The organism is Janthinobacterium sp. JF4, from assembly GCF_059617925.1.
Genome location: NZ_JCAQAV010000006.1, coordinates 20578 through 39809 on the forward strand (window position 1 = coordinate 20578; position 19232 = coordinate 39809).

The 19232-nt window shown below is 62.5% G+C and carries 16 protein-coding genes; 7 read left to right on the plus strand and 9 right to left on the minus strand.

What is annotated here, in order from left to right; translation table 11 throughout:
* Nucleotides 1–114: 114 nt before the first annotated feature.
* Genes AC54AF_RS08085 through AC54AF_RS08100 form a run of 4 tightly spaced genes read right to left on the minus strand, consistent with a single transcriptional unit; the run spans nt 115 to nt 1727 of the window.
* Nucleotides 115–642, minus strand: coding sequence for a hypothetical protein (locus AC54AF_RS08085; protein ID WP_496636135.1), 528 nt, complete (start codon nt 640–642; stop codon nt 115–117).
* A gap of 11 nt (nt 643–653) precedes the next feature.
* Nucleotides 654–1124 carry a CreA family protein gene (locus AC54AF_RS08090; protein ID WP_496636136.1) on the minus strand — a complete coding sequence of 157 codons (471 nt, stop codon included), beginning with the start codon at nt 1122–1124 and terminating at the stop codon, nt 654–656.
* A 32-nt stretch (nt 1125–1156) separates the two neighbouring features.
* Nucleotides 1157–1345 carry a DUF1653 domain-containing protein gene (locus AC54AF_RS08095; RefSeq protein ID WP_034782199.1) on the minus strand — a complete coding sequence of 63 codons (189 nt, stop codon included), beginning with the start codon at nt 1343–1345 and terminating at the stop codon, nt 1157–1159.
* Between the two features lie 10 nt (nt 1346–1355).
* Nucleotides 1356–1727, minus strand: a complete 372-nt coding sequence (locus AC54AF_RS08100) for a phiTE_015 family protein (protein WP_096234395.1) — start codon at nt 1725–1727, stop codon at nt 1356–1358.
* A 570-nt stretch (nt 1728–2297) separates the two neighbouring features.
* Between AC54AF_RS08100 and xth the strand changes: the two genes are divergently transcribed.
* On the plus strand, nt 2298–3062 hold the full coding sequence (xth, locus tag AC54AF_RS08105; RefSeq protein WP_496636137.1) for an exodeoxyribonuclease III: 765 nt from the start codon (nt 2298–2300) through the stop codon (nt 3060–3062).
* On the opposite strand, the gene AC54AF_RS08110 is transcribed toward xth, so the two are convergent.
* Complete coding sequence (locus tag AC54AF_RS08110; RefSeq protein ID WP_496636138.1) at nt 3059–6718, minus strand: sensor domain-containing protein; 3660 nt, start codon at nt 6716–6718, stop codon at nt 3059–3061. The genes xth and AC54AF_RS08110 overlap by 4 nt on opposite strands.
* Nucleotides 6719–6927: 209 nt before the next feature.
* Here AC54AF_RS08110 and prpR point away from each other — a divergent pair, with 209 nt between their 5' ends.
* The 3 genes from prpR (at nt 6928) to AC54AF_RS08125 (ending at nt 9904) form a co-directional block, all read left to right on the plus strand.
* Entirely contained in the window at nt 6928–8556 is a 1629-nt protein-coding gene (gene prpR, locus AC54AF_RS08115; RefSeq protein WP_496636139.1) for a propionate catabolism operon regulatory protein PrpR, read from the plus strand.
* Between the two features lie 24 nt (nt 8557–8580).
* Nucleotides 8581–9507 carry a phytanoyl-CoA dioxygenase family protein gene (locus AC54AF_RS08120; protein ID WP_496636140.1) on the plus strand — a complete coding sequence of 309 codons (927 nt, stop codon included), beginning with the start codon at nt 8581–8583 and terminating at the stop codon, nt 9505–9507.
* Nucleotides 9508–9646: 139 nt separating this feature from the next.
* Complete coding sequence (locus AC54AF_RS08125) at nt 9647–9904, plus strand: LytTR family DNA-binding domain-containing protein (RefSeq protein ID WP_496636141.1); 258 nt, start codon at nt 9647–9649, stop codon at nt 9902–9904.
* 5 nt (nt 9905–9909) lie between these two features.
* Here the strand turns inward: AC54AF_RS08125 and AC54AF_RS08130 are convergent, their stop codons facing one another.
* The 3 genes from AC54AF_RS08130 to clpS all read right to left on the minus strand — a co-directional run bounded on the left by AC54AF_RS08130 (nt 9910) and on the right by clpS (nt 16028).
* Nucleotides 9910–13257, minus strand: coding sequence for a S41 family peptidase (locus tag AC54AF_RS08130; protein WP_496636142.1), 3348 nt, complete (start codon nt 13255–13257; stop codon nt 9910–9912).
* Between the two features lie 171 nt (nt 13258–13428).
* The gene (gene clpA / locus AC54AF_RS08135) at nt 13429–15729 is read right to left on the minus strand and encodes an ATP-dependent Clp protease ATP-binding subunit ClpA (protein ID WP_101484376.1); all 2301 of its coding nucleotides are present in this window, start codon (nt 15727–15729) and stop codon (nt 13429–13431) included.
* Nucleotides 15726–16028, minus strand: a complete 303-nt coding sequence (gene clpS, locus AC54AF_RS08140) for an ATP-dependent Clp protease adapter ClpS (protein ID WP_034751577.1) — start codon at nt 16026–16028, stop codon at nt 15726–15728. The genes clpA and clpS overlap by 4 nt, the downstream gene beginning before the upstream one ends.
* A 321-nt stretch (nt 16029–16349) precedes the next feature.
* On the opposite strand from clpS, the gene cspE reads away from it, so the two are divergent.
* Complete coding sequence (cspE, locus tag AC54AF_RS08145; protein WP_010395943.1) at nt 16350–16553, plus strand: transcription antiterminator/RNA stability regulator CspE; 204 nt, start codon at nt 16350–16352, stop codon at nt 16551–16553.
* A gap of 87 nt (nt 16554–16640) precedes the next feature.
* On the opposite strand, the gene icd is transcribed toward cspE, so the two are convergent.
* Complete coding sequence (icd, locus tag AC54AF_RS08150; RefSeq protein WP_496636143.1) at nt 16641–17894, minus strand: NADP-dependent isocitrate dehydrogenase; 1254 nt, start codon at nt 17892–17894, stop codon at nt 16641–16643.
* A gap of 290 nt (nt 17895–18184) precedes the next feature.
* Here icd and AC54AF_RS08155 point away from each other — a divergent pair, with 290 nt between their 5' ends.
* Nucleotides 18185–18748, plus strand: coding sequence for a pseudouridine synthase (locus AC54AF_RS08155; protein ID WP_131687004.1), 564 nt, complete (start codon nt 18185–18187; stop codon nt 18746–18748).
* A gap of 110 nt (nt 18749–18858) precedes the next feature.
* Entirely contained in the window at nt 18859–19179 is a 321-nt protein-coding gene (locus AC54AF_RS08160) for a hypothetical protein (protein ID WP_496636144.1), read from the plus strand.
* Nucleotides 19180–19232: the final 53 nt, after the last annotated feature.

Genomic DNA, 19232 nt, shown 5'->3' on the forward strand with positions numbered 1-19232 from the left:
GCTTCTCGGCCACCACCAGCTCCCGCTCGCTACGGTTTTGTCAGGCGTCGTTACGTAAGAAGGCAGCCGCCATGGTCACTGACCATGGCGGTTTTTTCATGCGTGGCGTATTAATCAGTAGACGACGGGATCGGGAATCGGCAACGGCGCCACCTTGGGCTGCACCACTATCTCCGGCACGGCGGCAGCTGGCGGCGGCGCTGAAATCGGCGCGGGCGGCGGCATCAGGCGCGCCGGGTCCTGCATGACGATGGTCAAAATCGACGGGTAGTCGAAGCCGGCGCCCGTGTTGCGGTCGACGAAATAGCCGACGCCCAGGGTCAGGATGACATTGCCCCAGACGCTGGCATTGAGCTTGGGATCGATGTGGTCGTCCGTCGCGATGGCGGGCGAGCCGTGCTTGCGGCAGTCGACCTTCAACGGCTCCTGGCTCTTGCGGATGGTGATGCGACCGGGCGTGGTGACAAACCACTTGCCGACGTCGTTGCTGAGGATGCAGCCGGCACCGGTCAGCTCGCGGTTATCCTGGATGGTTTGCACCAGCACCATCTGCTCGGTGTTGCCCGTCAGCGTGGCGCAGCCGCCCAGGCCGAACAGCAGCAGCGTCCTGGCGGCAAGGGCAGCAGACAGCGGCAGGCGCATGGGAAGCTCGCTTAACGGACGGGAATCGGCTGGTCGCCTGGCACGGCGACGGCGGTGACGCTGTTTTTCGGACTGCCCTCGATCAGGCGGTCGGAATACACGAGGTAGACGAGCGCATTGCGCTTGCTGTCGACCATGCGCACGACGCGCACATGCTTGAAGAAGAGCGAGGCACGCTCGGTAAACACTTCTTCCTGGCGCGGCAGCTTGCCCCTGAATTGCAGCGGCCCAACCTGGCGGCATGCGACGGCCGCATCGGCCTTGTCTTCGGCCAGGCCGACGGCGCCCTTGATGCCGCCCGTCTTGGCGCGCGACAGATAGCAGCTGACGCCAGCGACGCGCGGGTCGTCATACGCCTCGACGACGATCTTGTGGTCAGGGCCAATCAGTTTGAACACCGTGTCGACCGAACCAATGGTTTCGGCACGCGCCGCGGCGCAGGCAAAGCCCAGCAGCAAAGCGGCAGGCAGCAATTTACGCATGAAAGAATCCCGGGCACGCACGCAGGCGGCCATCAGTTGATGGGAGCGAAACGCTGAACCATGACGCCTTCGACTTCGATCAGTTGAAAGAACACGTCTTTCGGACGGGTCCAGATGGAACCGTCGGCGGCGCGATACACGATCATTGGCGTCAGATCCGCTTCCAGCGTGGCTTCGCACACCAGTTCATAAATACCGCCCTTGTAGTGCCGATAACGCATCGCCGTCCCCTCAAGCCGTTGAATCTTCGCTCTTGTCGTCGGCCAGTGCCTTCTGCTTCATCTTCAGGCCCTGGATCACTTTCAGTATGCCTTCCATGCCGGCCGCGCCATCGGCGCCGCTGAAGGCGTCGAGCACCTCATTGAGCACCTTGTTGCGCACGGTCGCCTCATCGGAGGACATTTCCAGCGCGCGCTGGGCTTTCGCCGCCTTTTCAGCCGCGCTCACGCGCGGCTTGGCCGCCGTCTTGCCATGCGTCAGAGCAGCCTGCCAGATAACCCAGCGACGCTGGGTCTCGAAAATCAGGTACTCGTCCGGTTTGTCTTCTCTTCGCCGCACAATGTGGCCGTCACGCTGCGCCCACGCTTCAAATGCAGTTCGCATTTTCTTCCTTTGCAAATGCTACGCGCAAGTCTCACTATTAAAACTGCAACATTTCAAAATAGTACCATCTATTGATGTCGCAAAACAGTCTCATAGATATAGTACTGCAATTTATATAACAAGTCTGGCGGCACCAGGGCTGGAATTGACGCTCCATCCCCGGCACAGTGGTCATGTAATCGGAATAGCAATTACAACTAATTACAACTGCTTCCTGTTCGGTTCTTAACTTGGCGGTAACAAAGCCGTATGACACAGATGTTACACGGTGCCATTTTAGTAGTTTTTATCGCGTTTTAGCGAGAAACTTTACACCTTTGTCGCGTTAAACGGCGAGACGCAGCCTGCCGCGCCAGCCACTTATGACAAATCAAACATAGTGATTGATCAATCATACACAAAAACATAATATTCATGCGCCACGATTGGTTAAATACAAATACTTTATTAACACCCTTTTTTCCCTGCCAGCAAATGAAGTCCGGGTCCGGCAGGCAGCGCAAAACGCCATCGACACGCATGCGGTAAGATTCGCGCCTATCGATACCTCATCAAGCAAGGATTTTTCCCATGAAACTCGCCACCTGGAACGTCAACTCGCTCAAAGTGCGCCTGCCGCAAGTGCTGCAGTGGCTGACAGATAACCCGGTCGACATACTCTGCCTGCAAGAAACCAAGCTCACGGATGACAAGTTCCCCGTCGCCGAGATCGAGGCAGCCGGCTACCAGGTGGTCTACAGCGGCCAGAAAACCTACAACGGCGTGGCCATCCTGTCGAAGCTGCCGATCACCGACGTGGTGAAGAACAACCCGCGCTACGAAGATGCGCAGCAGCGCATCCTGGCCGCCACCATCGGTGGCGTGCGCGTCGTCTGCGCCTACGTGCCGAACGGCCAGAGCGTCGACTCGGACAAGTATGAATACAAGTTGGGCTGGCTGGCCGCCCTGCACGACTGGCTGGCCGAGGAAGCGCAGCAGCACCCGCAGCTGGCCGTCGTCGGCGACTACAATATCGCCCCCGACGACCGCGACGTGCACGACCCTGTCGCCTGGGCCGGCCAGGTGCTGGTCTCGGACAAGGAACGCGCCGCCCTGCAGCGCCTGTTCGACATCGGCCTGACGGACGCCTTCCGCCTGTTCGAGCAGGCGGAAAAATCGTTCAGCTGGTGGGATTACCGTCAGCTGGGCTTCCGCCTGAACAAGGGCCTGCGCATCGACCATATCCTGCTCTCGCCAGCCCTGAGCGCCCGCTGCACGGCCTGCGTGATCGACCGCGTGCCACGGAAATGGGAACAGCCTTCCGATCACGCGCCCGTCGTCGCCACCATCGATTAAACGCCGCGTCGCTCCAATAGTACTTGGGCATTCGCCGCAGGCACGGGAGCGGAAAACAGATAGCCCTGCGCATAGCGGCAGCCGTTCGCCTGCAGCAGGGCAAACTGCTCTTCCGTTTCCACACCCTCGGCCACGGCCGACAATTGCAGGCTGTCGGCCAGCGCGATGATGGCCGACACGATGGCGCGGTCTTCCGCGCTGTGTTCCAGATCCTTGATGAAGGCGCGGTCGATCTTGACCTTCTTCACGGGGAAGCGCTTCAGGTAGGCCAGGCTGGAATAGCCGGTGCCGAAATCGTCGATCGACAGGCGCAAGCCCATGCCATTGATCTGGCGCAGAATCTCCAGCGTATGCTCGCCGTGCTGCATCAGCGCCGTCTCGGTGATCTCGAATTCCAGCAGCGCCGGATCGATACCCGTTTCCCGCACCACGGCGCCGATGGCCGCCACCAGGCCCTTGTGCATGAACTGGCGCGGCGACAAATTCACGGCCAGCGGCACCGGCTGCAAGCCCTGGCGCTGCCAGGCCATGCTTTGCTCGCAGGCCTGGCGCATCACCCATTCGCCCACTGGCACGATCAAGCCGTTTTCCTCCATGATGGGAATGAAGCGGTCCGGCAGCACCAGGCCGTGGCCCGGGCGGCGCCAGCGCAGCAGCACTTCCATGCCATGCAGGCGGCGCGTGGCGATATCGATGACGGGCTGGTAAAACAGTTCGAACTGCTGCAGCGCCAGCGCCGTGCGCAAGCTGCTTTCCAAATCAAAATGCAGGGCCGCCGCCTGGTTCATCGTCTGCGTGAAGAACTGGTAGTTATTGCGGCCATTGCCCTTGGCGTGGTACATGGCCGCATCGGCATGGCGCATCAGGGCGTCGACATCGCCGCCATCGTCCGGGTACAGGCAGATGCCGATCGACGGCGTCACGTGCAGCACGTGGCCGTCGAGCGGAAAGGCGGGCGTCAGCGCCTCGATGACCTTCTCGGCCACGCGCGCCGCTTCGTCGCTGCCGCGGATGCCCGGCACCAGGACGACGAACTCATCGCCGCCCAGGCGCGCCACCGTGTCGCTGGCGCGCACGGCGCCGCACAGCCGGGCAGCCACTTCCTTGAGCAGCACGTCGCCCGTCATGTGGCCCAGCGAATCGTTGATGGTCTTGAAACGGTCCAGGTCGATGAACATCACGGCCAGCTTGCGCCCGGAGCGCTGCGCGGCCAGCATGGCCCGTTCCAGCCGGTCCGACAGCAGCGCGCGGTTCGGCAAGCCCGTCAGGTTGTCGTGGTAAGCCATATGGTGCACGCGCGCCTCGGCCTGGCGCCGCTCGACGATCTCGCCCTGCAGCAGCAGGTTGGCGCCGGCCAGTTCGGCAGTGCGTTCCTGCACGCGCAATTCCAGCTCGTCGCGCGCGCGGCGCACCGCCTCGGCCGCCTCGCGGCGCGCCGTCACGTCGTCGACCAGCCACACGGAGCGGCCATGCGCATGCGCCAGGTCGAACGGCCGGCCGGACAGGCGCGCCCAGAAACGGCTACCGTCCTTGCGCACCAGCTGGTATTCCGACATATGCACCCTGCCCGCCTCGAAATCGCGCGCCGTCTCGCCGCGCGCCGCCTTCCACGCGGCCACGTCCGGATACAGGGCTTGCACCGACAGACCGTTGATCTCGCCCGGTCCATAGCCGAACAGCTCTTCCATCTTGCTGTTGGCGCGCAAGTTGTAGCCGCCCTCCACCACGGAGATGCCCAGCACGGCGCTGTCGAGGATGGCCTGGTTTTCCAGCAGCGCGTTGCGCAGGGATTCTTCGGCGCGCTTGGCTTCCGTGCGGTCCTCGATGATCCAGATGGTGCCGGCGGCCGGATCGTCCGGATTGACGACATAGGCGATCAGCTGCGCCCACAAGGTGCTGCCGTCGCGGCGCATCATTTCCACTTCCGTCTGGAAGGGCTTGGCCACCGACAGGAAGGGGAAGGCCGCCGCGCCCAGCAGATCGTAGGATTGCTGCGACACGTACAGCGCCCGCCCGGGCAGGCCCAGCGCCTCGTCGCCGCTGTAGCCGAACATCGCGGCAAAGCCCAGGTTATAGCGCGTGATCTGGCGGTTCTTCGTATACAGGATGCTGACCGAGGCATTCGTCATGATGGCCGCCACTTCCATCTGCGCCTGGCGGCTGTCCGTGACGTCTTCCAGGATCCAGATGGCGCCCTGCTCGCTGTGCGTCTGGTCGACGGCCTTGGCGCGGATGCGGCACCAGAACAGGCTGCCGTCGCGGCGGCGGAACAGCGCTTCATCCTGCTCGTACGGCAAGCCCTGTCCCAGCAGCGGCGTGGCCTGCACGCCAAACGCCTCGTAAGCGGCAGGCGAAGGAAACAGCGCGGCGGCGGGCAGGCCCGTCATCTCCTCCTGCGCGTAGCCGAACATTTCGGCAAAGCGTGGATTGCAGCGCAGGACCAGGCGCGAACGGGAAAACAGGATGCCGACGGAGGCATTGTCGAGGATAGCCTGCTGCTCCAGCATCAGCTGGCGCGTCGCCTCCTCGGCCGCCTTCTGCGCGCTGCGGTCGTCGAACAGCCAGATCGTGTCGCGCAAGCCGCGGTCGGTCTGGCTCTCCGGATTCAGGACATAGCCGTACGCCAGCGCCCAGAACGTGGAGCCGTCGCGGCGGCGCATCTCCATCTCTCCCTGGAACGGCAGGCCGCGCCGCAACAGGGGCGCGGCCTGCCTGACGACATTTTCATACGCCGCGCGCGAGGGATACAAGTCGGCGACGGCCAGGCCCACGCCGCTGTCGCCGTCGAAGCCGAAGCATTCGGCAAAGCGCCGGTTGTAGCGCAGCACGCCCTTGTCGCGCTGAAAACCGATGGCCAGCGGCGCGTTGTCCATCACGGCCTGCATTTCCAGCATGGCGCGGCGCAGCTGGTCTTCATCGCGCCGGTGGTCGCTGATATCCTCGATGATCCAGACCGTCCCGTCATGCGTATTCAAGGGATCGACGGCGCGCCCGTGCAGCCGGCTCCAGAACAAGCTGCCGTCCTGGCGCCGCAATTCCAGCTCTGCGCGGTACGGCTTGCCCTTCGAGAGCAGCGGCGCCGCTTCCAGCCCCAGGGCGCGGCAATGCTCGGCGGAGCGGTACAGCACCGCGCCCGGCATGCCCGTCAGCTGGTGGCGCGCATAGCCGAACATCTCGGCGGCGCGGATATTGCATTCCTCGATTAAGCCGCCCTTGGAAAAGACGATGCCGACGGCCGCGCTTTCCAGGATGGCCTGCTGTTCCAGCAAGGTCTTGCGCAAGGCTTGCTGGTCGCGCTGCTGCACGCTGATGTCGGCAAACACGAGGGTCGCGCCCGGCAAGCCATCTTCCACCAGCAGGGGCCGCGACCATACCTGCACGGCGATGGCACACGCCTCCCCTTCCAGGCTGCTGTCCCAGTGCCGCTCGCGTCCGGCCGCACCGAGCGTGCCGCGCAGCATGCTGGTGCTCGACGCGCGGTAGGCGTCCGTAAAGCAGTCGGCCAGCAGCCGGCCCGATATATCCCGGCCCAGCAAAGCCTGCAACGCGCCATTCGCCGCCACCACCATGCCGCAGGCATCGCAGGCGCAGGCCGGCAAGGCGATCAGCTGCAAGGCATCGGCGATGAAATCGGGACTGGTCGGTACGCGGTTCATGGACACCATGGGTCGGTTGGCAGCGGTCGGAATACACCTGAGCAATATATTCCTCAGGCATCATGGTGCTGCTAGATCATAAACCAGTTTCCGGCGGTTTTTTCATATTCCTTATTGGCAATATCTGAAACACCACAGACCACTTGCAACACGCCCGTTGCAACCCCGTTGCATGGCAAGAAATTGAAACAAATCGTTTAGAATAAAGCATGCGCCGCCCTCCCCAACCTCCGCTCGACCACCGCGACAAACCCGTCATCTGGACCGTCTCTGTCTCGCGGCTGTTCGACCTGTTCCGCGACATCACGCTCGAATACGACGACCTGGCGACGATCGAACCGATCAACCTGGGTTTCGACGACGCCGTACGACACATCCGCGAACGCATGGCCACCGAGCGCTGCGACGCCGTCATTGCGGCCGGATCGAACGGCGCCTACCTGAAAGGCCGGCTGTCGGTACCCGTCATCATCGCCAAGGCCAGCGGCTACGACGTGATGCAGGCGCTGGCGCGCGCGCGGCGCATCTCGCCGCACATCGGTGTCGTCACCTACCAGGACCCGATGCCGGAACTGGCCGAATTCGCCACCACCTTCGGCTTCCAGATCGCACAGCGCACCTACGCCACCGAGGAAGACGCGCGCGCGCAGATCAATGAACTCAAGGCGGCCGGCGTCAAAGCCGTCGTCGGCGCGGGCCTCGTAACCGACCTGGCCGAAGAGGCGGGACTGGCGGCCGTCTTCGTGTATTCGGCCACGGCCATCCGGCGCGCCTTCGACGACGCGCTGGAACTGGCGCGCCTGACCCAGCTCGAATCAAGCAAGGGACGGCGCGCGGTGGTGGCCGACACCCTGCGCGCCCGCCACGGCCTGCACGACCTGCGCGGCGAATCGGAAGCGATGGAAGCGCTACGCCAGTCGGTGGTGCTGTATGCCCGCTCGCCGGCGACGGTGCTGATCCAGGGCGAGACGGGTAGCGGCAAGGAACTGGTAGCGCAGGCGATCCACCGCGAAAGCCCGCGCAGCCTGGGCGCGAACCGGCCCTTCATCGCCATCAATTGCGGCGCCATCGCCGAATCCCTGCTCGAATCGGAACTGTTCGGCCACGAGGATGGGGCCTTCACGGGCGCGCGCCGGGGCGGCCATGCGGGCCTGTTCGAGGCGGCCAACCACGGCACCCTGTTCCTCGACGAAATCGGCGAAATGCCGCTGGCCCTGCAAACGCGCCTGCTGCGCGTGCTGGAAGAGCGCGAAGTGGTGCGCGTGGGCGGCACGCGTCCCGTCGCCATCAATGTGCGCATCATCAGCGCCACGCACTGCGACCTGGAACAGCGCATCCGCGAAGGACGCTTCCGCGCCGACCTGTTCTACCGCCTGGCCGTGCTGCGCCTGCATTTGCCCGCCTTGCGCGAACGCGCCAGCGACATTCCCGGCCTGGCCGAATGGTCGCTGAAAAACGCGCTGGCCGCGCTGGGCGCCCGTCCTCACCCCAACCTGCACGCGGAGATCCAGGCTTGCGCGCCGCTCCTGCGCCGCTACGACTGGCCCGGCAACGTGCGCGAACTGCGCAACCTGGCCGAGCGCCTGGCGCTGTTCCTGGCCGCCGAACCGCTGCAGGCGCTGACGCCCGCCTTCGTGCTGGGCGTGGCGCCGGAACTGGCCAACGTTGCCGGCACGGCGGCGCTGGCGCCGGCCGCCGCAGCTGTCACTTCAGCGCCGCGCCTGGAAGATGAAAGTGCCAGCGCGGTACTGGCGCGCTTCGGCGGGCGCCGCGACGCCGCCGCCCACTACCTTGGCATCAGCCGCACCACCTTGTGGCGCCGCCTGCGCGCCGGCTGATTTTTCAACCCTACCAAAAACACCATGGACGACTGGCCTCACTTGCACGAATTATGGCAACGCTGCACGGGACACGCTAGCACCACCGGCAACCAGGGACTGGCGCGCGACCACCGGGACATCAAGGCGCTGTATGCGCGCGGCATTTCCATGGAAGACGCCATGCAGTTCCTGTTCCAGCAACGCCCTACCCTGGAAGCCTTCCAGGCGTGGTTGGCTGGTCGCACGCGCCTGCGTCCGGCCCACGCCGCCAGCGCGCACCAGGACGTGCTGTCCGCCGCCGAACTGCGCCATTTCGAGGAGCACGGCTATCTGGTGCTGCACGGCGCCGTGCCGCGCGCGCAGTGCCTCGCCGCACAAACGGCGATTTGGGAATACCTGGGCGCCAGCCCCGATGATGCGGCATCGTGGTACCAACCGCACCCGGGCAAGCGGGGCCTGATGCTGCAGTTTTCCGACCATCCGGCCCTCGAGGAAAATCGCCACAGCGCGCACATACGCCACGCCTGTCAGCAGCTATATGGCACCGGCACCGGTATCTACGCCAGCATCGACAAGGTGAGCTTCAATCCGCCGGAAACACCGCAGCACCGTTTCCTGGGCAGCGCCCTGCACTGGGACGTCAGCCTGCAACAGCCGATTCCCTTCAAGCTGCAAGGCATGCTGTACCTGAGCGACTGTCCGGCGCAGCACGGCGCCTTTCACTGCGTGCCCGGCTTCCAGCACCACATCGCCGGCTGGCTGCGGCAAGTGCCGCCGGGCCGCCAGCCGCGCGAATGGGCCGTCGACAACTTGCGGCCAGTGCCCGTCGACGGCATGGCCGGCGATTTCATCATCTGGCACCAGGCCCTGCCCCATTGCGCCACACCGAACCGCGGCCCGGCACCGCGCATGGTGCAGTACCTGACCTACCTTCCGGAGCATTGCCAGGACCAGGATGCATGGATCTGAACCACTCATCCCGCCCTGGCGCCGTTCATCACGCCCCAGCAGCTGCAAGGCATGGCCACGCTGATGGGAACGGACTTGCGCCAAGAGGTGGCAAAAGTGCAGTCGCCTGCTCACATGATCGACCTGCTGGCCGCGCTGGATGATGCGCCCGACGTCATCTTTTGCACGGCCTTCGACCAGTACGCGCTGCTGGTTCGGCGCGCTGGACGATATCCGCCTGCCGGAATCGGAAGGCATGCGCGCGCGTGCATTTCGGCGCCAGATCGTCAACCTGGCGCAGGTGGCGCAGCTGGCGCCGAACACGTCCGACGGCCTCGAGCTGCACCTGCTGGACGGCAGCGTGGTTGAGGTCTCGCGCCGCCGCGCGCAGCAATTCAAGGCCGCCTGCGGCCTGTAACGGGACTATTTCAGCGCGGGGATCGGCTGCGCCTGGAAGGCGGGGCGCGGCTGCTCCCTGAGCTTTTTCGCCAGCATGTCGAGCGCCACTTCCAGTTGGCGGTCGGCGCCATTGAAGGTGGCGTGCGGCGGATTTTCCACCTCCACGTCCGGCACCACGCCCACGCCTTCGATCAGCCACTGGCCATCGATGCCGAACTGGCCGTTTTCCGCCACGCGCGCCATGCCGTTATCCAGCAGGCGCGTATTGTCGCTGAGCCAGACGCCGGCGCCGGCCGTGCGCTTGCCCACCAGCGGCGCCAGGCCCAGGGCCTTGATGCCGGCGGCGAAAGTCTCGCCATCCGAATACGTGAGTTCATCGACCAGCACCACCAGGTGGCCGCGGAAGGTGTTCTGCATGTTCGACGATGGCTGCACGCCCGGCGGCGCCCAGTAGGCCCAGGCCTTGCGCAGCAGTTTTTCGATGATCCAGCTGTCGATATTGCCGCCGTTATTGCGCCGCACGTCGATGATCAGGCCTTCGCGGTTGACGTTGGCGTAAAAATCGCGCGCGAACGAGGCGATGTCGTTCGCACCCATGGCGCGCAGATGCAGGTAACCGATGCGCCCCTGCGAGGCGGCCGCCACCTGCTCGGCGCGGCTCAATTCCCAGTCGCCATAGCGCAGCGCCGTCTGTTTCGCCATGTTGACGGGCGTGACGATGACGGCGCGCGGCGTGCCTTTGCCGCGTTTTACCTGCAGCAGCACCTGCTTGTCGGCCTGGTTCAGCAGCAGGTCGCTGATGTCGCGCGCAGCCAGCACGTCCTTGCCATTGACGGCCGTGATCACGTCGCCCGCCTTCACATCCACGTCGGGCCGTGACAACGGTGCGCGCGCCGAGGGCAACTCCGCTTCGCTGCGGTAGACATGCTCGACCCGGTAGCCGTCGCTGGTACGCGCCAGCACGGCGCCCAGGCCGGCCGGCGTGCCTTCCTGCTCCGTGCGGCGCAATTCGCCGGGACGGATCTGCGAATGCAGGGCGCCCACTTCGGCCACCATCATGCCGAGTAAATCATTGAGTTCGGCGCGGTCCGTGACCCGCTCGACCAGCGGCGCATATTTGTCGCGCGCCGCCTTCCAGTTTACGCCGCGCATCTTCGCGTCATACAGGAAGTCGCGGTGCAAGCGCCACGCATCGTTGAACATCTGCTTCCATTCCAGGCGCGGATTCGACACAAACGTCCAGTCATCGACCTTGACTTTGGCTTTCGACAGGTCGGCCGGCAGCTTGGCGCCCGCCTCGATCACCAGCATCTCGCCCGGGCCGGTGGCCGTCGCCGTGCGATAGTACAAATGCTTTTTATCCTGCGCCAGGTCGAATTCACGCACATTGGCCACCAGCAGTTCCGGCTTGGAACCGGTATTGCCAATGGCCAAGGTCTTCAGGCTGAACTTGTTCTCGCCGCTATCGCGCTCGAGGAAATACAGGCGCTTGTCGTCGGCGGCCAGCGCGCTGTAATTGCCCGCCGCCAGCGGCACTTCATACAGGCGCTCGGCCAGGCCCTGGCCGACGATGGCCGGCAGCGCGGCCGGCGCCTTTTTCACGGCGCCCTTGCCGCCGGCCTTTTCCAATGCCTTTTCCGCCGCCAGTTCGGCCGCCTTTTCATCGTCCGTCTCGGCCGGCTTGACGCCAGGGCGGCTCAGTTCATCGTCAGGCTGGAACGGAAAACGGTTGCCCGGCTGCAGCGCCAGCGCATACACGCCGATGCGCTTGTCGAACACGGGCCCCATGTTGCGGTCGCCCCATGGCGAACCGTTGGCCAGCTGGAAATTGCGCGCCGACATGAAATACAACCACTTGCCATCGGGTGAAAATACGGGCGAAGCGGACGTATAACGGTCGCTGGTGACGAACTGCAGCTGTTTCGACGCCAGGTTGTACAGGCCGATCTGCTCGCGCTGCTCATTGCTGGCCACGCGCACGATGGCCAGGTTGCGGCTGTCGGGCGACCATTGCACTTCGTCGTGCTTGTCCACGCCCGCCTTGCCCGCGTCGTCGATCAACTGGTTGCCCTTGGTCGCCAGGTCCAGCAGCCAGAAGCGGCCCTTTTTATCCGTATGGGCCAGCCAGCGCCCGTCCGGTGACGGATACAGCTTCCAGCGATGATTGTCGCCCTGCGTCGTCAGTTGCTCGCCCTTGCCCGAGCCATCGGCGGCGTACTTCCAGATTTCATTTTCGCCGCTCGTGTCGACGATGGCGAACACGGATTTTTCGTCGCTGCTGAAAACGGCGTCGCGCGCCCGCGCCCCTTCGGGAATGGCGATATCGACGCGGCGCAAGCTGCCCGTGCCGGCGATGCTGACGCGTCCCCTTGCAGTGAGGAGGATGCGCTCATCCTTGCCCGACAGCTGCACATTGCTCAAGGTATCGAGCGGCGAGCGGATCTGGCGCGCGCGCTGCTGGTCGAAGTCGGATACGAGGCTGATCGGCAATGGCGATGAGTCCGTCCCTGCCACCAGATCCCGTACCCGCAGGTCCGCACCCAATTGATACACAATCTTGCCATCGCCCAACTGCGCATTACGCACGTCCCATTGCGTGTGGCTGGTCAATGCGCGGCGGTCGGCGCCGTCGGGCAGCATGGTCCACAGATTGTCGCTGCCGCCCGCGTCGCTAATATAGTAGACGCGGCCCTGCCACCACATGGGGCGCTTGTTATTGCCAGCCAACACAGCAGGCTCCGTGTGCATGCGCACGGCCTCGCCCTTGCCATCGAGGTCATAGCGCCACAGGGTGGCATGCGCGCCACCCCGGTAGTGGCGCACATTGTCGTTGGTCATGGCCAGGCCGAAACGCGTGAAGAACAGCGTCTTGCCCGCGTCGTCGAGCACGGCGTCGTTGGCGTCGGCCACGGGAAACACGCGGCGCGTCTGTTTCACGGGATCGATGGCGGCAACGATGCGGCGCGAGGCGGGACCGTCCGTGTTTTGCGTGCTGACCAGCACCTCGCCCTGCGCCGTCCAGCCCAGCACCAGCACGCCGCCATTGTCATACGAAATGCGGCGCGGCAAGCCACCCGCCAGCGGCATCACATACGCTTCCTGCGCCCCTTCATAGGCAGCGGAAAAGGCCAGCCACTGGCCATCGCGCGAAATCGCCGCGTTCGTTTCATAGCCTGGATGCGTGGTCAGGCGCTGCGCCGCGCCACCACGCACGCTGCTTTTCCACAAATCGCCTTCGGCCGTGAAGACGACGGTATCGCCGTGCACGGCAGGAAAGCGGAAGTAGCTGCCGGCAGGCGCGGAGGCGGCAGCGGCGCTACCCAGCAAGCCGGTGGACAACAGGAGGAAGGCAAGAATACGGGAAATTTTCATGTGGACATCCAGATAGCGGTCAGGGCGATAGGACGGCATGGACATCATGTCGATACCGGACAGCAATTCTGGCATAACTACGACCAAAGAAAACCTTCTTTATCGCTCACAAAAACGTAAAAAAACCCGCACCACTTGCGTGGGGCGGGTTTTTCGTTGACGCCAGGAAGCTTATTCGACTTCCACCGTTTCCGGCGCAGCCGTCGGCGCCGCGTCTGGCGGTTCCGGGAATTCCAGCAAGACCTGGTCCTTGTCGTCGAGGTCGACAGTAACGCGTCCGCCCGTCACCAGGCGGCCGAACAACAGCTCGTCGGCCAGGGCCTTGCGGATCAGATCCTGGATCAGGCGTGCCATCGGCCGCGCGCCCATCAGTGGATCGAAACCCTTCTTGCCAAGGAAAGCGCGCAGCTTCTCGGTAAATACGGCTTCGACCTTTTTCTCGTGCAACTGCTCTTCCAGCTGCATCAGGAACTTGTCGACCACGCGCAGGATGATTTCCTGGTCCAGCGCGCGGAAGCTGATGGTCGCGTCGATACGGTTGCGGAATTCCGGCGTGAACATGCGCTTGATGTCGGCCATCTCGTCGCCTGCCTGCTTGGAATTGGTAAAACCGATCGAAGCTTTCTGCAAGCTTTCCGCGCCCGCATTGGTCGTCATGATGATGATCACGTTGCGGAAATCGGCTTTGCGGCCATTGTTGTCCGTCAAGGTACCGTGGTCCATCACTTGCAGCAGGATATTGAAAATGTCCGGATGGGCTTTTTCAATTTCATCGAGCAGCAAGACCGCATGCGGCTTCTTGGTGATCGCTTCCGTCAGCAAGCCGCCCTGGTCGAAACCGACGTAGCCCGGCGGCGCGCCGATCAGGCGGCTGACGGCGTGGCGTTCCATGTATTCCGACATGTCGAAACGGATCAGCTCGATACCGAGGATAAAGGCAAGTTGCTTGGCCACCTCGGTCTTGCCGACGCCGGTGGGACCGGAGAACAGGAAGGAGCCGATCGGCTTGTCCGTCTTGCCCAGGCCGGCACGCGCCATCTTGATGGCCGAAGCCAGCGCATCGATGGCGGGATCTTGCCCGAACACGACATTGCGCAAGTCGCGGTCGATCGTCTGCAGCTTGCTGCGGTCGTCCTGGTTGACCGTTTGCGGCGGGATGCGCGCGATCTTGGCAATGATGTCCTCGATCTCGGCCTTGCCGATGGTTTTCTTTTGCTTCGACTTCGGCAAGATGCGCTGCGCCGCGCCCGCTTCATCGATGACGTCGATCGCCTTGTCGGGCAAATGGCGGTCGTTGATGAAGCGCGCCGCCAGTTCGGCCGCCGTCGACAGGGCCGACGCCGAATATTTCACGCCATGGTGCTCTTCGAAACGCGATTTGAGGCCGCGCAGGATCTGCACGGTTTGCTCGACGGTCGGCTCGTTGACGTCCACTTTCTGGAAGCGGCGGGACAGCGCATGGTCTTTCTCGAACACGCCGCGGAATTCCGTGTACGTGGTCGCGCCGATGCACTTCAATTGACCGTTGGCCAGTGCCGGTTTCAGCAGGTTCGACGCGTCCAGCGTGCCGCCCGACGCCGAGCCGGCACCGATGATGGTGTGGATCTCGTCGATGAACAGGATGCCGTTCGGATTGTCCTTCAATTGCTTGAGCACGGCTTTCAGGCGCTGTTCGAAGTCGCCGCGGTATTTGGTACCGGCCAGCAAGGCGCCCATGTCCAGCGAATACACGACGGCATTCTGCAGGATTTCCGGCACGTCGCTTTGCGTGATGCGGTAAGCGAGGCCTTCGGCGATGGCCGTCTTGCCCACGCCCGCTTCGCCGACCAGCAGCGGATTGTTCTTGCGGCGGCGGCACAGGATCTGGATCACGCGGTCGACTTCTTCCTCGCGGCCGATCAGCGGGTCGATCTTGCCTTCGGCAGCGGCCTTGTTCAGGTTTTGCGTGAACTGGTCGAGCGGGCTTTCCTTCGGCTGGCCATCGACGGGCGCTTCTTCCACGCCTTCGGAGGCTTTCGCGCTTTCCGTCGACTGGTCCTTGCGCACGCCGTGCGAGATGAAATTGACCACGTCCAGGCGCGTCACGCCCTGCTGGTGCAGGTAGTAAACAGCATGCGAATCCTTTTCGCCGAAGATGGCCACCAGCACATTGGCGCCGGTGACTTCCTTCTTGCCATTCGAGGCGGACTGGACGTGCATGATGGCGCGCTGGATCACGCGCTGGAAACCAAGCGTCGGCTGGGTGTCGACTTCGCCCGTGCCAGGCACGGTCGGCGTGTTATCGCCGATGAAATTGGTGAGGGTCTTGCGCAGGTCTTCAATATTGACCGCGCAGGCACGCAACACCTCGGCAGCGGAGGGGTTGTCCAGCAGTGCCAGCAGTAAATGCTCAACCGTGATGAATTCGTGCCGTGCCTGCCGAGCTTCGACAAACGCCATGTGCAAACTTACTTCTAATTCCTGCGCAATCATACTTCCTCCATCACGCACTGCAGGGGGTGCCCCGCCTTGCGCGCATGCGTTAAAACGAACTCCACTTTGGTACACGCTATATCTTTAGAGAACACGCCGCACACTCCTTTGCCGTAGCGATGAACACTGAGCATGATTTGCGTCGCCGTTTCACGGTCCTTGTTGAAATACTCCTGAATGATGGCCACCACAAATTCCATCGGGGTGTAGTCGTCATTGAGCAAGGCTACCTGGTAGAGCGGTGGCGGCTTCAGCACTTGCCGCTCCAGCAGGGTTTCTGTGTCGTGCTTGGTTGCCATACGCTTATTCTAATGCTTTCACAGTGGTTGTCATGCGCAATATCTACGCCTTTCCAATTGTTTTCAATCTTACGCGTTTTCTTAATAGTGCGCAGATGGCGCTCTTGCTGTCAAAATCAAGAGTTGCTTTTTTGGTTGTCGTGAAGAATTTGGCAATATCGATGGAAAAGCGCTTGACTTCATTATTTATTCCGCCAACAATGCTGTATCGACTGTTGCAGTAATGTACAGCTTGATAAGAAGTGAGACGTCGAGGAGGGGGCAAGAAGCTTCTTGCTTTTATGGCTCGTGTGATTTGTTTTAATTTTGAAAGTTCTTTTTATGGCAACAGGTACAGTTAAGTGGTTCAATGATTCCAAAGGTTTTGGCTTCATCACTCCAGATGATGGCGGCGAAGATTTGTTTGCTCATTTCTCCGCAATCAACATGAACGGTTTCAAGACCCTCAAAGAAGGTCAAAAAGTTCAATTCGAAGTCACGCAAGGCCCTAAAGGCAAGCAAGCTTCCAACATCCAAGCAGCCTAAGCATCGCCGGCCCTCAGATGTGAAAAACCCCGTTGTCAAACGGGGTTTTTTTTCGTCCGCAGGGCGCGCGGCGCCCTGCCCCTTCAGTTACATGTGCTCGATCATCACGTCGCCGAAACCCGAGCACGACACTTGCGTGGCGCCTTCCATCAGGCGGGCGAAGTCATAGGTGACGCGCTTCGAGGCGATCGATTTTTGCATCGATGAAATAATCAGGTCGGCCGCTTCCAGCCAGCCCATGTGGCGCAGCATCATTTCCGCCGACAGGATCAGCGAACCGGGGTTCACGTAATCCTTGCCCGCGTACTTCGGCGCCGTGCCGTGCGTCGCTTCGAACATGGCGACGGAATCGGACAGGTTGGCGCCCGGCGCGATGCCGATGCCGCCCACTTGCGCCGCCAGCGCGTCGGAAATATAGTCGCCATTCAAATTCAGGGTAGCGATGACGCTGTATTCGGCCGGCCGCAGCAAAATCTGTTGCAGGAACGCGTCAGCGATGGAATCCTTGACGATGATGTCGCGGCCCGTCTTCGGATTCTTGAACTTGCACCAGGGGCCGCCATCGATCAACTCGGCACCGAATTCCTTTTGCGCCAGCGCATACGCCCAGTCGCGGAAGCCGCCTTCCGTGTACTTCATGATGTTGCCTTTGTGCACAATCGTCACGGATGGCTTGTCATTGTCGATCGCGTACTGGATAGCCTTGCGCACCAGGCGCTCGGTGCCTTCGATGGAGACGGGCTTGATGCCCAGGCCGGACGTGGCCGGGAAGCGGATTTTCGTCACGCCCATTTCATTGATGAGGAAATCCATCAGTTTCTTGGCCTCGGGCGAACCTTGCTGGTATTCGATGCCGGCGTAGATATCTTCCGAGTTTTCGCGGAAAATCACCATGTCGGTCTTTTCCGGCTCTTTCACGGGCGACGGCACGCCCGTAAAGTAGCGCACGGGGCGCAGGCAAACGTACAGATCGAGCTGCTGGCGCAGGGCCACGTTCAGCGAGCGGATGCCGCCGCCGACGGGCGTGGTCAGCGGGCCCTTGATGGAGACCACGTAATCTTTCAGTACTTCCAGAGTTTCTTCCGGCAGCCACACGTCGGGGCCATACACATTCGTCGATTTTTCGCCCGCATAGATTTCCATCCAGCTGATCTTGCGCGCGCCGCCGTAGGCCTTGGCCACGGCCGCGTCGATCACCTTGATCATGACCGGGCTGATATCGATGCCCGTGCCATCGCCTTCAATGAAGGGAACGATGGGATTATCTGGTACATTCAGCGAAAAATCGGCGTTGACGGTGATTTTTTGGCCGTCAGCAGGTACAGTGATATGTTGATACATCGTGATCTCCGAAGTGGGACACACCGCTGGCGGGCAACACAGGCCGGCGACGCGCTCTGCGGTTGCAGAGTTTACAAAAACAAGTCCGAACATGGCGGCAACAACGCACTTTAGCAGGGAAAGAAACTCCGGGCCATCCGCAGTACCAAAGAACCTCGTTGCCATATCGTCTACGTCTTCTATAAGACATAAGACTTATACCCACATTATGCACCACTATCTTACAGGGCGCCACGCTTTTGCGGCGCCGACCAGCAGCCACCATCGCTTCCATCAATTCCTCTACCAGCATGCCACTCATCCTCTTCAATAAACCATTCCAGGTCCTGTGCCAATTTTCACCGCAGGAAGGCCGCGCCACCCTGGCCGACCATTTGACCATTCCCGGCATCTATCCGGCCGGCCGGCTCGACGCCGACAGCGAAGGCTTGCTGCTGCTGACCGACGACGGCCGCCTGCAGCACGAGATCAGCCACCCGGACCGCAAGGAAGCGAAAACCTATCTGGTGCAGGTCGACGGCGTGCCCGACGCGGCCAGCCTGGCGCGCCTGCAGGCGCCGCTGGACCTGGGCGACTTCATCACCAAGCCATGCAAGGCCGTGCGCATCGCCGAGCCGGAATGGCTATGGCCGCGCAATCCGCCCATCCGTGCGCGCGCCGACAAACCGACCGCATGGCTGGCGATCACTTTGAAAGAAGGAAAAAACCGGCAAGTGCGGCGCATGACAGCCGCCGTCGGCCTGCCCACCTTGCGCCTGGTACGCAGCGCCATCGGCCCGTTCTCGCTGGCCAGCCATCCCTTGCTGCCCGGCGAATGGTGCGAAGTGCCGGCCGGGAACATTGGAAAAACGTGAACTGGACAAGAAAAAGCACTCTCGGCGCCGAATTTTGCCAATAAGCACTATTTATTTTTAGATAATGCATTAAAATCATCTGACCTTCACATGACTGAAAAGGAAAGATGATGACAAAAGTAATACTGGCCCTGGCCGCTTCCCTGCTTGCTGGCGCCGCACTGGCGCAATCGGGCGCCCAGGTGCACGCTTCCGCCGCTACCGATGCCGTCAAGCCCCCGCCCGCATCGGCTGCCAGCCATGCCTCGGCCGCCACCGACGCCGTCAAGCCGGTGCCGCCGGCGTCGGCCACCGTCAACGCGTCGGCCGCGACGGACGCGGCGCGTTCCGGTGCATCCACCAAGGCCTCGGCCGCAACGGATGCGCCGCGCCTGATTCCCCAGGCGCGCAAGACCAAGCAACCGGCCGCTGAAGGCAAGCCCGTGAAATAAACGCAGTTCCCGGGGTTATGGCAGCATGTTGCTGTAACCCCACGCTTTCGGTG

Coding starts and splice junctions, on each gene's coding strand:
- AC54AF_RS08160 (WP_496636144.1), top strand. CDS start 18,859: ATGACAAAAGTAATACTGGCCCTGGCCGCTTCCCTGCTTGCTGGCGCC.
- AC54AF_RS08100 (WP_096234395.1), bottom strand. CDS start 1,727: ATGCGAACTGCATTTGAAGCGTGGGCGCAGCGTGACGGCCACATTGTG.
- AC54AF_RS08125 (WP_496636141.1), top strand. CDS start 9,647: ATGATGCGCCCGACGTCATCTTTTGCACGGCCTTCGACCAGTACGCGC.
- AC54AF_RS08130 (WP_496636142.1), bottom strand. CDS start 13,257: ATGAAAATTTCCCGTATTCTTGCCTTCCTCCTGTTGTCCACCGGCTTG.
- cspE (WP_010395943.1), top strand. CDS start 16,350: ATGGCAACAGGTACAGTTAAGTGGTTCAATGATTCCAAAGGTTTTGGC.
- AC54AF_RS08090 (WP_496636136.1), bottom strand. CDS start 1,124: ATGCGTAAATTGCTGCCTGCCGCTTTGCTGCTGGGCTTTGCCTGCGCC.
- AC54AF_RS08085 (WP_496636135.1), bottom strand. CDS start 642: ATGCGCCTGCCGCTGTCTGCTGCCCTTGCCGCCAGGACGCTGCTGCTG.
- clpA (WP_101484376.1), bottom strand. CDS start 15,729: ATGATTGCGCAGGAATTAGAAGTAAGTTTGCACATGGCGTTTGTCGAA.
- clpS (WP_034751577.1), bottom strand. CDS start 16,028: ATGGCAACCAAGCACGACACAGAAACCCTGCTGGAGCGGCAAGTGCTG.
- xth (WP_496636137.1), top strand. CDS start 2,298: ATGAAACTCGCCACCTGGAACGTCAACTCGCTCAAAGTGCGCCTGCCG.
- prpR (WP_496636139.1), top strand. CDS start 6,928: ATGCGCCGCCCTCCCCAACCTCCGCTCGACCACCGCGACAAACCCGTC.
- AC54AF_RS08095 (WP_034782199.1), bottom strand. CDS start 1,345: ATGCGTTATCGGCACTACAAGGGCGGTATTTATGAACTGGTGTGCGAA.
- AC54AF_RS08120 (WP_496636140.1), top strand. CDS start 8,581: ATGGACGACTGGCCTCACTTGCACGAATTATGGCAACGCTGCACGGGA.
- AC54AF_RS08110 (WP_496636138.1), bottom strand. CDS start 6,718: ATGAACCGCGTACCGACCAGTCCCGATTTCATCGCCGATGCCTTGCAG.
- AC54AF_RS08155 (WP_131687004.1), top strand. CDS start 18,185: ATGCCACTCATCCTCTTCAATAAACCATTCCAGGTCCTGTGCCAATTT.
- icd (WP_496636143.1), bottom strand. CDS start 17,894: ATGTATCAACATATCACTGTACCTGCTGACGGCCAAAAAATCACCGTC.